This is a genomic window from Streptomyces sp. NRRL B-3229 (assembly GCF_000719505.1).
Taxonomy (GTDB): Bacteria; Actinomycetota; Actinomycetes; order Streptomycetales; family Streptomycetaceae; genus Streptomyces; species Streptomyces griseorubiginosus.
Window position 1 is genome coordinate 25,695 of the sequence record NZ_JOGP01000010.1, and the last position, 14,763, is coordinate 40,457.

A 14,763-nucleotide genomic window follows, 5' to 3' on the forward strand; every position below is an offset into this window, starting at 1 on the left:
GCGACCCGGACCACCCTCGGGCACCCTGGACAACCTGTCGCGGAAAGCCGCCGTCCGCAGACAGGACGCCGATACCGCTTCCGCATCGCGGACATTTACGCTCACCGCATGACCCCTCAGCCACACCCCGAGGTCGGCGCCGCCGTGAAGGCCGCGGACCGTGCACACGTCTTCCACTCCTGGTCCGCGCAGGAGCTCATCGACCCGCTCGCCGTCGCCGGTGCGGAGGGGTCGTACTTCTGGGACTACGACGGCAACCGCTATCTCGACTTCACCAGCGGGCTCGTCTACACCAACATCGGCTACCAGCACCCCAAGGTCGTCGCCGCGATACAGGAGCAGGCTGCGAAGCTGACCACCTTCGCGCCCGCCTTCGCCATCGAGGCCCGCTCCGAGGCGGCCCGGCTGATCGCCGAGCGGACGCCCGGGGACCTGGACAAGATCTTCTTCACCAACGGCGGGGCCGACGCCGTCGAGCACGCCGTGCGGATGGCCCGGCTGCACACCGGGCGGCCCAAGGTGCTCTCCGCCTACCGGTCGTACCACGGCGGCACCCAGCAGGCCGTCAACATCACGGGCGATCCCCGGCGCTGGGCCTCCGACAGCGCTTCCGCGGGGGTCGTGCACTTCTGGGCGCCCTTCCTGTACCGGTCCCGCTTCTACGCCGAGACCGAGGAGCAGGAGACCGCGCGGGCGCTGGAGCACCTGGAGACGACCATCGCCTTCGAGGGGCCCGCCACCGTCGCCGCGATCATCCTGGAGACCATCCCGGGGACGGCGGGGATCATGGTTCCCCCGCCCGGCTACCTCGCCGGCGTCCGCGAGATCTGCGACAAGTACGGGATCGTCTTCGTCCTCGACGAGGTGATGGCCGGGTTCGGCCGGACCGGCGAGTGGTTCGCCGCCGACCTGTTCGACGTCACCCCCGACCTCATGACCTTCGCCAAGGGAGTCAACAGCGGATACGTGCCGCTCGGCGGGGTCGCCATCTCCGGGGCCATCGCGGAGACCTTCGGAAAGCGGCCCTACCCCGGCGGGCTCACCTACTCCGGACACCCGCTGGCCTGCGCCGCCGCCGTCGCGACGATCGACGTCATGGCGGAGGAGGGCGTCGTCGACAACGCCAGGCACCTGGGGACGGCCGTCCTGGAGCCCGCGCTGCGGGAGCTCGCCGCCCGCCACCCCAGCGTCGGCGAGGTGCGGGGCGTCGGCATGTTCTGGGCGCTGGAGCTCGTGAAGAACAAGGAGACCCGCGAGCCGCTCGTGCCGTACAACGCGGCCGGTGAGGCGAACGCCCCGATGGCCGCGTTCGCCGCCGCCGCGAAGAAGCAGGGCATCTGGCCGTTCGTCAACATGAACCGGACGCATGTCGTGCCGCCGTGCAACGTCAGCGAGGCGGAATTGAAGGAAGGGCTCGCCGCGCTGGACGTGGCGCTCTCCGTGGCGGACGAACACACGGAGTAAACCCCCCGGGCCTTCGAACGCGTAAGGTGGCGTGCTCGTAGACATATGTACGAGCACGCCATTTGCACATGCGCGAGGGAGGCGCCCCGACGATGCCCGGCAGCAGCGGCAACGGTGCCGTCACCCGCAGCACGCTGCGGCAGCAGATCGCGGACGCGCTGCGCGACGAGGTACTGGCCGGGCGGCTCCAGCCGGGGCAGGAGTTCACCGTGAAGGAGATCGCCGAGCAGTACGGCGTCTCCGCGACCCCGGTGCGCGAGGCGCTCGTCGACCTGTCCGCGCAGGGACTCCTGGAGGCCGACCAGCACCGCGGCTTCCGGGTCCACGAGTACTCCCTCGACGACTTCCGCGGCATGATCGAGGCCCGCAGCCTGGTCACGGACGGTATGTTCCAGACCCTCGAGGCCGGCCACCGCATCTACCAGCAGCTCGACGAGCCTCGTACCGCGGCCGCCGTCGCGGGTGTCCGGCGGCGCGGCGAGGAAGCACGGCGGGCCGCCGTGGCGGGCGACCTGTCCATACTGATCGGCTACGACCTGCGCTTCTGGCGCGAGCTGAGCGTCCTGTTCGGCAATCCCTATCTGGCCGACTTCCTGCACCGGCTGCGCGTGCAGACCTGGGTGTGCACGGTCCAGCACCTGCGCCGCGTCACCGATCTGCGCGGCCGCCTGTGGGCCGGCCACACCGAGATCACCGACGCCCTGTACGGGCACGACACCAAGACGGCCCGCGAACTCCTCGCCGGCTACAACGGCCACTATCTGGCCCTCATCGAGGACCTCACCGCCGACTGACCGCCCCCGGCACGGGTAAGGGACCACCACGACCACCCCGACCCGCACAGGGGGCCCCGCGCAGGGACTCCAGCGACTACCCTTCCCTGACCACCGTGTGACGATATCCGCGCACAGCGAGTATCCGAGGAGCTGTCTTTTGGCCTGTGACCTGTGGCTGGTGCCGCTCGTCGACGTGTTGTGCCACACCCCGGACAACCCGTTCGCCGATGAACTCGCGCAATACAACAAGGTGCTCGCCGAGGCCGGCCTGCCACCGGTACCGGTCTACCAGTACATGCCGGGGCTGTCCGGCGAGGTCGCTCCGGTGGCCGGGTTCGACTACGACGCCCTGCACTTCCTGCGCCGCGCCTATCTGCTCCAGGTGTGCGGTCTCCCGGTCACCCCGGTCGACGAACTGGGCGGTGACTACGAGCAGTTGCTGGAGATGTTCGAGACGACGGCCCAGCAGTCCCATCTGGTCTGGCACTACGACCACGCGGGCGCGTACGTCCCGGTCGACTTCCCGCACCCCCTCGCCAACGACGAACTCCTCGCGGGCGGCGGCCCGTTGGGTTCCGCGCAGGCGCTGCTGCGGGAGCTGGAGTTCGTGGCCCCGGTGATCGGGATCGACCCGGCCAACCCGCCGGCGCCGCCCGAGCCGCCTCGCGCGCCCACCGAACTGGAGGAGCCGGCCGTCCCCGCGCCGTACGACCCCAGCCCGTTCGCCCGGGAACGCCATGTCTGGCTCGGGCTGCACGCGGCGGCGACCCGGAGCCTCGCCCAGGGCTCGATGATCATCTTCAGCTGACCTGAGCGAAGGTCAACGCCCCAGCTGGGACAGGCCCTTCTGGACGTCCTCGTAGTTCATCACGGGGGTGTACGTGATCTTGGCGCCCAGGTTCATGAAGAACGGCTCGCTGATCACCGGCATCAGCGAGCTGTCCTGCATGTCGAAGACCATGTAGGCGGTGCGCTGCCCGTCCTCGGAGGTGAAGTAGGCCGCCTCGGGCTTGATCTGTTCCATCGACGCCTCGATCAGCTTCGACAACGTGCCGTGACTGATGGCCTCGTTCGCCTTCTCCGTGTCCATGCACACTTTGAGCAGTACGCGCATCGCACTCACCTTCTCCGGATCGACACACGCCGATGCACGCTCTCAGAATATGCCTGTATGCGTTATTTCTCCCTGGCTGCTCCCGGGGAAGCAGCCGCACGGCCTCCCCCGGTGCGACGCCTGCCGCCGCACCCGCGCGCACGCTGGGTTCATCGATGAGGGGAGACGGCGATGATCCTGGTGACCGGAGCTACGGGCCATGTGGGCGGTGAGCTGGTACGGCTGCTCGCGGCGGCCGGTGAGCCGGTGCGCGCGATGACCCGGCGGCCCGGGCAGGCACGGCTTCCCGCGGGCGTGGAGGCGGTGTACGGGGACGCGGCGGACCCGGCGAGCCTGGACACGGCCTTCGCGGGCGCCCACGGGGCCTTCCTGATGTCGGCGCAGGCGATCGGCACGGCCCCCGAGCCCACCCACGACCTCGCGCTGGCCGGGGCGGCGGCCCGGGCGGGGGTCCACCGGGTCGTGAAGCTGTCCACCCTGGACGGCGGGCGGGGCGACGACCCGATCGCCCGCTGGCAGCGGACGGCGGAGGCGGCCGTGACCGACCCGGCCCGACGGTTCGCCTGGACCCTGCTGCGCCCGGGCCGTTTCATGTCCAACGCCCTTCAGTGGGCGGAGCAGTTGCGGGCCGGCGACGAGGTGGCGATCCCCTTCGCGGACCGCGCCGCGGCGAGCGTCGACCCGACGGACCTGGCACATCTCGCGGTACTGGCCCTCACCACCGGCGAACACACGGGTGCCGTCCATGAGGTGAGCGGCCCGCAGTCCCTCACGCCCGTCGAGGAGGTGGCGATCCTCGGCGAGGTCCTGGGCCGCGACCTGCGCGCCCGCCCGGTCTCCGGCGAGGCCGCCCGCGCCGGGATGGCCCGGTACGGCTTCCCTCCCGACGTCGTCGACGCGATCGTGCGCCGGGCACTGGACGGCGACCGGGGCTCGGAAGTGCTGCCGACGGTGGAGAAGCTGCTGGGGCGTCCGGCCCGGACGTTCACCGAGTGGGCGGTGGCGCACAGGGAGGCGTTCCGCGGCGGTGGGCACCCGGATCGTGGACAGCACCAGGGGCTGCTCCGGCGATGCACGACCCGGCGGTCAACTGCCGTGCTGCGCCGGGATGTCGGACACTTCGGCAGCGTCGGCGTCCGCCCCCGACGATCCGCTGAACAGGTGAATCACCGCATACGCCCATAAAGGGCTGGGCATGCAGCGCGCATGCGCCCCGCCTTGATCACTTCCGTGCTGCTCGCCGCCCTCGCACCCCTCACCGCCCCGCCCGCGCACGCCGCCGCCGTACCACCGGGGCACGTCTACTTCTGGGCCGAGCCGGGGCAGATGGGGCCGGGCGGTGCCTGGGACTACGCGCCCCCGGGGTACAAGGAGGCGGCGCCCCGGGTGAAGCGGCACGCGTACTCCTTCGACTCGCACGCGCCGGGCACGGTGTACGCGATCGGCTTCCAGGGCGGCGGCACCTGTCTGTACCGGGCGATCCGCCCGGACGACTACTCCGACAACTGGAGCTGGGCCACGAAGTTCGACGGGGTCAGCGACACCACCATGGGCTGCGAAGCGGGCTGACCGCCCATGTGTTCCCGTACGGCGACGGCCCTGGCCGTCCTCACCCTGCTCACCGCGTCGGCCTGTGCCGCCCACCCGGCGCCCGGCGCCGACGACGTCATCAAGGCCGCCACCCGCAAGCTCACCGACGACTGCCTGACCCGGCGGGGGCTGAGCCCCGGGTCGGACCGGCAGCGCGTCGCCGACGCACTGTTCGGCACCGGGCGGGCCGAACTGTCGCTGCGGCTGCCCACCGGCTTCACCGTCCGCGCCCACACCGACGGCTGCCTCGCGGCCGCACAACGGCGGCTCTACGGCGACCAGGACCGCTGGTTCCACGCGTCCGTCGTCGTCAACAACCTGCAACCCGAGGCCGCCAGGACCGGCCGCCCGCTCTCCGAGGTCCGTGCGGCGCACCGCGCGGAGCTCACGGAGTGGCGGCGGCTGCGCGCCCGTGCCCTCACCCAGGCGACCGCCCTGCTGGAGGGCGGCGACATCACCCGACCGAGCACCACCCACCCGAAGGGAAACCAGTGAAGCGCTTCATCGCCGTCCTGTCCGCCGCACTGCTCGCCACCGGAGCCGTCCTCGCCACCTCGGCCTCGGCCCAGGCGGCGGCCTGCGGCAGCGGGAACTTCTGCGCCTGGACGGACGCGAACTTCCAGGGCCAGAAGATCGAGTGGACCGGCGACGACGGCTGGTGGGAGAGCAACATGGCCGACCAGGACTCCTCCTGGGCCAACCACGGCATCTCGGGCCCCGGCATCAAGGACCACGTCAAGGTGTACGCCTCCGCCAACCAGCTCGGCCCCATGACGATCTGTCTCGCCCCCGGCCAGGAGGTCGGCTACAACGGGGTGGCCAACGACCGCGGCGACTCCCACACCTGGGCGGCCGGCTGCTGACACGCCGGCCGCCCGGACGACGGGGCTCCGGTCAGAAGACCGGGGTCCCGTCCTGCGCCAGCCGCCAGTTGGTGACCGCGAAGTCCTTCGGGTCGAGGGCGCCCTTGGCCGTCACGTAGTCGATCATCAGCTGGCGGATCTCGTTGGTGGAGCTGTAGGCGATGTCGGCGGCGGCGATGTGCGGGTAGCCGGAGCCGCCGTTGGCCCGGTAGTTGTTGACGGCGACGACGAAGACCTGGTCGTCCGCGACCGGAGTGCCGTTCCAGGACAGGTTCTTGATGCGGGAGCCCTCGGCCTGCGCGATGTCGATGTCGTACGAGACGCCGGCCGCGGTGTCGTACATGTAGTCCCAGAAGCTGTTGGCGTTGGTGAGGGTCGCGGTGTCGACCTTCGTCCCGGCCGGGACCTTGTAGTAGTACTTCGCCGCGTACTCCAGGTAGTCCTTGAGCTGGGCGCCGGTGAGCTTCTTGCCGTAGAGGGTGTTGTCGTAGATGTAGAGCCCGGCGATGTCCTTGATGGTGACGCTGCCGGCCGGGATGTCGGCGGTACGGGAGAAGGGCGCGGCGACGGAGATCAGCGGGAGGGCCGCGTCGGCGGTGGAGAGGCCCGCCTTGACCGTGTCCATCTGGACCTGGTGGATGAAGTCCATGATGGGGACGTCCTTCCAGCAGGACTCGGCGGCCGAGAGGTCCTCGGTACAGGTGCCGACCGGGGTGTTGACGTACTTCACGACCAGCTCGTGGTCGGCCTCCAGGAGCTTCTTGATCTCCGGGTCCTCGTCGACCGTGTTGGGGTTGAGGGTCTGGGCGGTCTTCTTGGTGACCTTCCACTGGCCGCGCACGAGTTCCAGCTCGAAGTCGAAGACGCTGAGCCGGTAGCCCCAGCAGTACGGCTCGGACAGCAGCACGTCCTCGCCGGTCTCCTCGTTCTTCACGGTGTACGACGGCACCTCGACGTGGGTGTGGCCGACCAGGATCGCGTCGATGCCGGGGACCTGCTGGGCGACGAGGTTGGAGGCGTTCTCGATGTACGGGAGCTCGTCGCCGTACGACGAACTGCCGTCCAGGCCCGAGTGGTCGGTGAGGAAGACGACGTCACAGCCGAGCGCGCGCAGCCGGGGCACGTACTTCTTCGCCTGCTCGACGAGGCCGGGGAAGACCATCTTCCCGCTGACGTTGTCCTTGTCCCACAGGGCGATGCCGGGGTTGGTGAGGCCGAGGATGCCGACCTTGATGTCCGGGGCGCCCGGCACGCAGATCCGCTTGACGGTGTACGGCTGGAAGGCGGGCTTCAGCGTCTTCGCGTCCAGCGCGTTGGCGCCCAGCAGCGGGAAGCGGCACTGGCTCTCGAACTTCCTGAGCACCTCGATGCCGTAGTTGAACTCGTGGTTGCCGAGGGCGGCGGCGTCGTAGCGCATGTGGTTCATGGCGACGGCCATCGGGTGCTTGGGGGCGCCCTTGCCGGTGATGGGCTGCACGCGGGCGAAGTAGTAGGCGAGGGAGGTGCCCTGGATGATGTCGCCGGCGTCGACGAGCAGCACGTGCTCCTCGCCCTTGGCGGCGCGCTGCTGCTTGATGAGGGTGGCGACCCGGGCGACGCCGACGGAGTTGCCCTTGCTGTCGGAGTAGGCCGCGTCCTTGTAGTAGTCCCAGTCGAAGACGTGGCTGTGCAGGTCGGTGGTCCCGAGGATGGAGAACGTCCAGGTGCGGTTGTGCTGCGGGGGCTTGTGCTCGGCGGCGGCCTGGGCGGGGGTCGCGGCCCCGGTGCCCGCGGCAGCGACGGCCGCCCCGGTGACGGCCGACTTCTTCACGAACGCACGGCGGTTCATGGGACTGACGGGCATGCGGAGCTCCTGGAGCTGGTGAGGGAGAAGGGACGGAACTACCCGCGTAGATAGTTGCGTTCCCGCGCTTCCCGCCGGAACCAGGAAAAGGCCATGGGCCGGTCAAGGAAGTCCATGACCGGCCCACGGGGTGTTCTTCTCGCGGCCTACAGGAACGAGTTGATCTCGATCGTCTCGTCGCGGCCGGGGCCCACGCCGATCGCGGAGATCGGGGCGCCGGACATCTCCTCCAGCGCCTTCACGTAGGCCTGGGCGTTCTTCGGGAGGTCCGCGAAGGTCTTGGCCTTCGTGATGTCCTCGCTCCAGCCGGGCAGGTTCTCGTAGATCGGCTTCGCGTGGTGGAAGTCGGTCTGGGAGTACGGGAGTTCCTCGACGCGCTTGCCGTCGATCTCGTAGGCCACGCAGACCGGGATCTGCTCCCAGCCGGTGAGGACGTCGAGCTTGGTGAGGAAGAAGTCGGTGAGGCCGTTGACGCGGGTCGCGTAGCGGGCGATCACCGCGTCGAACCAGCCGCAGCGACGGTCCCGGCCGGTGGTGACACCCCGCTCGCCGCCGATGCGGCGCAGCGCCTCGCCGTCCTCGTCGAAGAGTTCGGTGGGGAAGGGGCCGGAGCCGACGCGGGTCGTGTAGGCCTTCAGGATGCCGATGACCCGGCTGATCTTCGTCGGGCCCACGCCGGCGCCGGTGCACGCGCCGCCCGCGGTCGGGTTGGACGACGTGACGAAGGGATACGTGCCGTGGTCGATGTCCAGAAGCGTGCCCTGGCCGCCCTCGAACAGGACGACCTTGTCCTGCTCCAGCGCCTGGTTGAGCACCAGGACCGTGTCGGCGACGTACGGCTTGAGCTTGTCCGCGTAGCCGAGCAGTTCCTCGACGACCTGCTCCACCTCGATGGCCCGGCGGTTGAAGACCTTGGTGAGGAGCTGGTTCTTGCCGTCGAGGGCCGCCTCGACCTTCTGGGTCAGGATCGACTCGTCGTACAGGTCCTGGATGCGGATGCCCACGCGGTTGATCTTGTCGGCGTAGGTCGGGCCGATGCCGCGTCCGGTGGTGCCGATCTTGCGCTTTCCGAGGAAGCGTTCCGTCACCTTGTCGACCGTGACGTTGTACGGCGTGATGACGTGGGCGTTACCGCTGATCAGGAGCTTGGAGGTGTCGACACCGCGGTCGTTCAGTCCGTTCAGCTCGGAGAACAGGACCGACGGATCGATGACGACTCCGTTGCCGATGACCGGGGTGCACCCCGGCGACAGGATTCCGGAAGGGAGCAGGTGGAGGGCGTACTTCTGATCGCCCACGACTACCGTGTGGCCGGCGTTGTTGCCGCCCTGGTAGCGCACCACATAGTCGACGGATCCGCCTAGCAGGTCCGTCGCCTTTCCCTTGCCTTCGTCACCCCACTGAGCACCGAGCAGCACAAGTGCGGGCACGCGCGTACACCCCTTCCGGGCGGGGCATGTCCAAGGTCAGGGGTGGACGCGTACGGTTCTCCGTCGCGTGCACCAACGGCCGTCGTCGGCCGCTGCCCGTCGGACCCGGATGCCCCGGAATAGACGAAGCCCCTGGCGCAATAGCGCAAGGGGCTCTTGCACAAAGATGCTACCCGAGGAAGCGAGGCATGGCCGAGGTGGCGACTTCCGCGACTTCCGATCAGCTGCTCGTGGTGATCGATCCGGTCGCCAGGCAGACGGACGGCGAGTCCGTACGGATCGTGAAAGACGTGCTCAGCGCGGGTGCGGCGACGAAGGTGTGTCTGCCGGAGGGGCCCGAGGAGTTCGCCAGGGCGCTGACCCGGCGGGGCTCCCGGCGGCCGGTGGTGGTCGGTGACGACCGTGCGCTGATGCGCGCGGTGGTGCTGCTGCACCGGCAGCGGGAGCTGGCCGAATGCGTGCTGTCGGTGGTGCCGGTGGGTCCGGCCCTCGGCGTCGCGCACGCCCTGGGGGTGCCCACGGGGGCGGTGGCGGCCGCGCGGGCGGTCCTGGACGGGGCCGAGCGGCGCCTGGACATGCTGGTGGACGACAGCGACGGGGTGGTGCTCGGCGCGCTGCGGATCCCGGCGCCGCCGGCCGCCCCGGCGGTCGACGCTTCGGCCCGTCCCTGGCTGCGGACCTGTCAGTCGCTGGTACGGACCCTGGTGCCGGCCAGGCCGGCGCGCGAGACCGTCGTCCCGCCCCCCGGTCCCGCGCGGCTGCGGGTGGAGGTCGACGGGGTGACGCTGGTCGACCTGGACCACCCCCTGGAGGCGGTCTCGGTGACCCCTGGCCAGGGCGGACTCGCCTCGGTGGAGGTACGCCCGGCCTCGGTGGGCGCGGAGGCGTCCCCGCTGCTGGCCTCCGGCAAGACGGTGACCGTCACGGGCGCGGACTTCCGCTACCGGGCGGACGCGGGGGTGGCGGGGCCGGTACGGAGACGGACGTGGACGGTGCGGGAGGGGGCGGTGGGGCTGGTGCTGCCGGTGCGGTGAGGCCGTCTGCCCGGCCGTCAGCCTTACTTCAGAGCAGGCGCTCGCGTACCTCTTCGTCGGCGGAGTCGTCCTTCAGGCCCACCCCCGTGAGCCCCAGTTCCCGTGCCCTGACCATCAGCGCCGTCAGCTTCGCCGCCGCCCTCTCGTACGACAGGCCCCGTGGGGGCCGGATGTTGGAGAGGCAGTTGCGGTCGGCGTCGGTCGTCGTGCCGGGGACCGGGCGGTGGGTCAGGTACGCGCCCAGGGAGTCCGCCGCCGACATGCCGGGGCGTTCGCCGATGAGGACCACCGCCATCGCGGCTCCCATGGCGTGCGCCACGTCGTCACCGAGGGCCACCCGGGCCTGTTCGGCGAGGACGACCGGGGCCACGCTCCAGTTCCCGAGGCGGGCCGTGGTCTCCCGGACGACCACCGCCGCGTGCTCGTGCACGGCCCGGCTGGAGAGCCCGTCCGCGACCACGAAGACCACGTCCCACTCCCCCGTGGGCAGATGGGCCCGGTCCACCGGGTCGAGACGGCGGCCCAGGTCAGGACGCTGGAGGTAGGTGAGCCGGTCGGAGGCCGTACTGCGGACCCGTACCGTCGGCGTCCCGGGCAGCGCCGCCGCGATCACGTCCGGGGCGAACGGCGAGTGCACCGCGTCCCGCGCCGCCGCGTGCGCCGCCTGGAGTTCGAGGCGGTGCCGGGTGGGCAGGGCGGAGCCGGCCCGGCCGAGGCCGATCCGGGCCTGGGTGCGCCGCCGCAGCGCGGACCACAGATCGGACGCGGCCACCGGTACGGCCGTCTCCCCCACGAACTCACCCGGCTCTACGGCGACTTCGCCCACGAACTCGCCCTTCTGCCCGGCGGCTTGGCCCACGAACTCGCCCTTCTGCCCGGCGGCTTCGCCCACGAACTCGCCCTCCGTCCCGGCGACTTCGCCCACGAACTCGCCCTCCGTCCCGGCGACTTCGCCCACGAACTCGCCCTCCGTCCCGGCGGCTTCGCCCACCAACCCGCCCTCCTGCACGGCAACGTCGCTCATGCCGCCAGCTCCTTCCCGATCGCGGTCAGCGGATGGCCGTCCTCGGAGACCTCGCGGATCCCGCCCCGTTCGTCCAGCAGCCCGATCGCGTCGAGCCACGCCTCGAACTCCGGTGCCGGGCGCAGCCCGAGGACCTCGCGCAGGTACAACGCGTCGTGGTACGAGGCGGACTGGTAGTTGAGCATGATGTCGTCGCCGCCCGGCGTGCAGATCACGAAGGACGCCCCGGCCACCGCCAGCATGGTCAGCATGGTGGCGATGTCGTCGTCGTCTGCGTCCGCGTGGTTGGTGTAGCAGATGTCCAGGCCCATCGGCAGACCCAGCAGCTTCCCGCAGAAGTGGTCCTCCAGGGCGGCGCGCAGGATCTGCCGGCCGTCGTAGAGGTACTCCGGGCCGATGAAGCCGACGACGGTGTTCACCAGCAGGGGCCGGTACCTGCGCGCCACCGCGTACGCCCGGGCCTCCACCGTCTGCTGGTCCACCCCGTGATGCGCGTCCGCCGACAGGGCGCTGCCCTGCCCGGTCTCGAAGTACATGACGTTCTGCCCGACGGTCCCCCGCTCCAGCGCGAGCGCCGCCCCGTACGCCTCGTCGAGCAGTCCCAGGGTCACGCCGAAGGACGCGTTGGCCGCCTGTGTCCCGGCGATGGACTGGAAGACCAGGTCCACCGGAGCGCCCCGGGCCATGAGGTCCACGCTCGTCGTCACATGGCTCAGCACGCACGACTGGGTGGGGATGGCGTACCGCTGGATCACCCCGTCCAGCAGTTCCAGCAGGTCCCGTACGGCCTTCGGGCTGTCGGTCGCCGGGTTGATGCCGATGACCGCGTCCCCGGAGCCGAGGAGCAGTCCGTCGAGGAGGGCCGCGGCCACGCCCGCCGGGTCGTCGGTGGGGTGGTTGGGCTGGAGCCGGGTCGCCAGCCGTCCCGGCAGCCCGATCGTCGAGCGGAACGCGGTGACCACGCGGACCTTGCGGGCCACGGCCACCAGGTCCGCGTTGCCCATGAGCTTGGAGACCGCGGCGGCCATCTCGGGCGTGACTCCCGGCGCCAGCGCGGCCAGCGCCGCCGCGTCCGCCCGCTCGGACAGCAGCCACTCCCGGAACTCGCCGACGCTGAGCCCTGCCACCGGCGCGAACGCGGCCGTGTCGTGCGTGTCGAGGATCAGCCGGGTCACGTCGTCGCTGTCGTACGGGATCACCGGCTCGGTCAGGAACCGGGCGAGCGGCACCTCCGCGAGGGCCCGGCGCGCCGCCACCCGCTCGCGTTCGGAGGCGGCCGCGAGCCCGGCCAGCCGGTCTCCGGAGCGTTCGGGGCTCGCGGCGGCGAGGAGACGGGCGAGGGTCTCGAAGCGGTACCGCTCGCCGCCCAGGACGGACGAATAGCTCATGCGGCGACGCTACGAGCCGCATGTTGCCGCCAGATTTCTAAAGGTCTGGTTGACAAACTTTTAACATGCCGAGACCCTTGCTCGACTCATTCGGTCTCCAGAGTTCCGGTCCAGCAGACAGTGCACACGCAAGGAGAGGGGCCAGCCCGATGGCAGTGGACGAGGGAGTCGCCCCAGCGGCGAGGACGGACGAGGGCGGCACGGTTCACCGGCTCAAGCCCAACGCCATCGGCCTGCTGGGCGTGGTGTTCATGGCCGTGGCGACCGCCGCGCCGATCACCGCGATGACGGGCAACGTGCCCTTCATGGTGTCCGCGGGCAACGGCATCGGTGCCCCGGCGAGCTATCTCGTCGCAATGGTCGTCCTGGCAATCTTTTCCGTTGGCTTCACCTCGATGGCGAAGCACATCACCTCCACGGGCGCCTTCTACGGCTTCATCTCCTACGGCCTCGGCCGCACCGCGGGCCTCGCGTCGGGCCTGCTGGCCACCTTCGCGTACGTCGTCTTCGAGCCGGCGCTGATCGGCATCTTCTCGACCTTCGCGACCGGGACGCTCAAGGACCAGACCGGGGTGCACATCCCCTGGTGGGCGTTCGCGGCGCTGATGCTCGCGGTCAACGCGACCGGCACCTGGTTCGGTGTCTCGGTCGCCGAGAAGCTGCTGGTCGTGCTGCTCGGCACCGAGGTGACGATCCTCGCCGCCATGGCCATCTCGGTCGCCCTGCACGGCGGCGGCCCGGACGGCTTCAGTCTCGCCCCGGTGAACCCGGTGCACGCCTTCCAGGGCACCTCCGCCGGCCTCGGACTCTTCTTCGCCTTCTGGTCGTGGGTCGGCTTCGAGTCGACGGCGATGTACGGCGAGGAGTCGCGCAACCCGAAGAAGATCATCCCCAAGGCGACGATGATCTCCGTCCTCGGCGTCGGCGTCTTCTACGTCTTCGTCTCCTGGATGGCGATCTCGGGCACCGGCGAGGGCAGCGCCGTCAAGGTCGCCACCGCCAACCCCCTCGAGCTCTTCTTCGGACCCACCGAGCGCTACGTCGGCCACTGGGCGGTCGACGTCATGCAGTGGCTGATGATCACCGGCTCGCTGGCCTGCGGCATGGCCTTCCACAACTGCGCCGCCCGCTACATGTACGCGCTGGGCCGCGAGGGCGTGCTGCCCTCGCTGAAGCACACGGTCGGCCGCACCCACCCCCGGCACGGCTCGCCGCACGTCGCGGGCCTGGTGCAGACGGGGGTGACGGCCGTACTCCTGCTGGCGTTCTGGGCGGCGGGGAAGGACCCGTACACGGGGACCTACGTCCTGCTCGCCATCCTCGGCACCATGGCGATCCTGGTCGTGCAGGCGGTGTGCTCGTTCGCGGTGCTGGTGTACTTCCGCTCGCACCACCCCGAGAGCCGCCACTGGTTCAAGACCCTCGCGGCCCCGCTGATCGGCGGTGTGGCGATGCTCGCGGTGGTCGCCCTGCTGATCTCCAACATGGGCGCGGCGGCCGGCTCGGAGTCGGGTTCCCTGGTCCTGAAGGCCACACCGTGGCTGGTGGCGGCGGTCGCGGCACTGGGCATCGGGTACGCGCAGTACCTGAAGCGGCGGTCGCCGGAGCGCTATCTGCTGCTGGGGCGGACGGTGCTGGAGGAGACGAAGGAGCGGTGAGCACCTGCTCGCCGGACGGGCTCCAGGGGTGAGCACCTGCTCGCCGGACAGGCTCTAGGGGGTTCCGAACAGCTTCTCGCGGTGCACCCGCCAGCGTTCCATCATGGCCGCGACCTCGACTTCGACGAACTCGAAGAAGGCGAGCGTCTCGGCCATGCGGCGTCCCGCGGGGGTGTCGGCGCCGAGGCTGGCGACACCCTCGCGCAGGGCGACCTCCCAGCGCTTGAGGACGGCCTCGCGGTTGGTGAGGGCCTCGTACCACTGGTCGCCGTGCACGCGGTACCGCTCCCGGCGCGAACCGGGCTCGCGCTCCCGCGAGACCATGTGCGTCTGGGCGAGGTAACGCACCGCGCCGGAGACGGCGGCGGGGCTGATCCGCAGCTGCTCGCCCAGTTCGACCGAGGTCATCGAGCCGTTGTCGCAGGACAGGAGGGCGGCGAAGACGCGGGCCGGCATGCGCTGCATCCCCGCCTCGACGAGCTGGGCTGCGAAGCCCTCCACGAACTTGGAGACCGCCTCCGGGTCCCGCTGCACCGCATCCGTCATGGTCACCACCCTAACCGGGCTTCACATGCTTCC

The 14,763-nt window shown here is 70.5% G+C and carries 15 protein-coding genes; 9 read left to right on the forward strand and 6 right to left on the reverse strand.

Annotation, left to right across the window (positions count from 1 at the left end; translation table 11 throughout):
• Positions 1-108 precede the first annotated feature (108 nt).
• The 3 genes from IF54_RS0117850 to IF54_RS0117860 all read left to right on the forward strand — a co-directional run bounded on the left by IF54_RS0117850 (position 109) and on the right by IF54_RS0117860 (position 3,048).
• Positions 109-1,464 (forward strand): aspartate aminotransferase family protein, encoded by a 1,356-nt coding sequence (locus IF54_RS0117850; RefSeq protein WP_030319706.1) that lies wholly within the window; start codon positions 109-111, stop codon positions 1,462-1,464.
• Between the two features lie 92 nt (positions 1,465-1,556).
• Positions 1,557-2,258 carry a GntR family transcriptional regulator gene (locus IF54_RS0117855; RefSeq protein WP_030319708.1) on the forward strand — a complete coding sequence of 234 codons (702 nt, stop codon included), beginning with the start codon at positions 1,557-1,559 and terminating at the stop codon, positions 2,256-2,258.
• A 139-nt stretch (positions 2,259-2,397) separates the two neighbouring features.
• On the forward strand, positions 2,398-3,048 hold the full coding sequence (locus IF54_RS0117860) for a hypothetical protein (protein ID WP_030319710.1): 651 nt from the start codon (positions 2,398-2,400) through the stop codon (positions 3,046-3,048).
• A 12-nt stretch (positions 3,049-3,060) separates the two neighbouring features.
• Here IF54_RS0117860 and IF54_RS0117865 read toward each other — a convergent pair whose 3' ends face one another.
• A complete protein-coding gene (locus IF54_RS0117865) occupies positions 3,061-3,354 on the reverse strand; it encodes a hypothetical protein (RefSeq protein ID WP_030319713.1) in 294 nt (97 codons plus the stop codon).
• A gap of 171 nt (positions 3,355-3,525) precedes the next feature.
• Between IF54_RS0117865 and IF54_RS0117870 the strand changes: the two genes are divergently transcribed.
• Genes IF54_RS0117870 through IF54_RS0117885 form a run of 4 tightly spaced genes read left to right on the forward strand, consistent with a single transcriptional unit; the run spans position 3,526 to position 5,807 of the window.
• The gene (locus IF54_RS0117870) at positions 3,526-4,539 is read left to right on the forward strand and encodes an NAD(P)H-binding protein (RefSeq protein ID WP_078852020.1); all 1,014 of its coding nucleotides are present in this window, start codon (positions 3,526-3,528) and stop codon (positions 4,537-4,539) included.
• A gap of 21 nt (positions 4,540-4,560) precedes the next feature.
• Positions 4,561-4,923, forward strand: coding sequence for a hypothetical protein (locus tag IF54_RS0117875; protein ID WP_030319717.1), 363 nt, complete (start codon positions 4,561-4,563; stop codon positions 4,921-4,923).
• 6 nt (positions 4,924-4,929) lie between these two features.
• The gene (locus IF54_RS0117880; RefSeq protein WP_030319719.1) at positions 4,930-5,439 is read left to right on the forward strand and encodes a lipoprotein; all 510 of its coding nucleotides are present in this window, start codon (positions 4,930-4,932) and stop codon (positions 5,437-5,439) included.
• Entirely contained in the window at positions 5,436-5,807 is a 372-nt protein-coding gene (locus tag IF54_RS0117885; protein ID WP_030319722.1) for a peptidase inhibitor family I36 protein, read from the forward strand. The genes IF54_RS0117880 and IF54_RS0117885 overlap by 4 nt, the downstream gene beginning before the upstream one ends.
• Before the next feature lie 31 nt (positions 5,808-5,838).
• On the opposite strand, the gene IF54_RS0117890 is transcribed toward IF54_RS0117885, so the two are convergent.
• Entirely contained in the window at positions 5,839-7,650 is a 1,812-nt protein-coding gene (locus IF54_RS0117890) for a bifunctional metallophosphatase/5'-nucleotidase (RefSeq protein ID WP_030319723.1), read from the reverse strand.
• A 146-nt stretch (positions 7,651-7,796) separates the two neighbouring features.
• Positions 7,797-9,080 carry an adenylosuccinate synthase gene (locus IF54_RS0117895; RefSeq protein ID WP_030319724.1) on the reverse strand — a complete coding sequence of 428 codons (1,284 nt, stop codon included), beginning with the start codon at positions 9,078-9,080 and terminating at the stop codon, positions 7,797-7,799.
• 188 nt (positions 9,081-9,268) lie between these two features.
• On the opposite strand from IF54_RS0117895, the gene IF54_RS0117900 reads away from it, so the two are divergent.
• Positions 9,269-10,114, forward strand: a complete 846-nt coding sequence (locus IF54_RS0117900; protein ID WP_030319725.1) for a hypothetical protein — start codon at positions 9,269-9,271, stop codon at positions 10,112-10,114.
• A 28-nt stretch (positions 10,115-10,142) separates the two neighbouring features.
• On the opposite strand, the gene eutC is transcribed toward IF54_RS0117900, so the two are convergent.
• Both eutC and IF54_RS0117910 read right to left on the reverse strand, forming a co-directional pair.
• The gene (gene eutC / locus IF54_RS0117905) at positions 10,143-10,907 is read right to left on the reverse strand and encodes an ethanolamine ammonia-lyase subunit EutC (RefSeq protein ID WP_037820209.1); all 765 of its coding nucleotides are present in this window, start codon (positions 10,905-10,907) and stop codon (positions 10,143-10,145) included.
• A 227-nt stretch (positions 10,908-11,134) separates the two neighbouring features.
• The gene (locus IF54_RS0117910) at positions 11,135-12,526 is read right to left on the reverse strand and encodes an ethanolamine ammonia-lyase subunit EutB (protein WP_030319729.1); all 1,392 of its coding nucleotides are present in this window, start codon (positions 12,524-12,526) and stop codon (positions 11,135-11,137) included.
• A gap of 149 nt (positions 12,527-12,675) precedes the next feature.
• On the opposite strand from IF54_RS0117910, the gene IF54_RS0117915 reads away from it, so the two are divergent.
• Positions 12,676-14,184, forward strand: a complete 1,509-nt coding sequence (locus IF54_RS0117915) for an APC family permease (RefSeq protein ID WP_030319731.1) — start codon at positions 12,676-12,678, stop codon at positions 14,182-14,184.
• A gap of 54 nt (positions 14,185-14,238) precedes the next feature.
• On the opposite strand, the gene IF54_RS0117920 is transcribed toward IF54_RS0117915, so the two are convergent.
• Positions 14,239-14,730: a GbsR/MarR family transcriptional regulator gene (locus IF54_RS0117920; RefSeq protein ID WP_030319733.1), complete on the reverse strand. Its 492-nt coding sequence runs from the start codon at positions 14,728-14,730 to the stop codon at positions 14,239-14,241.
• Positions 14,731-14,763 lie beyond the last annotated feature (33 nt).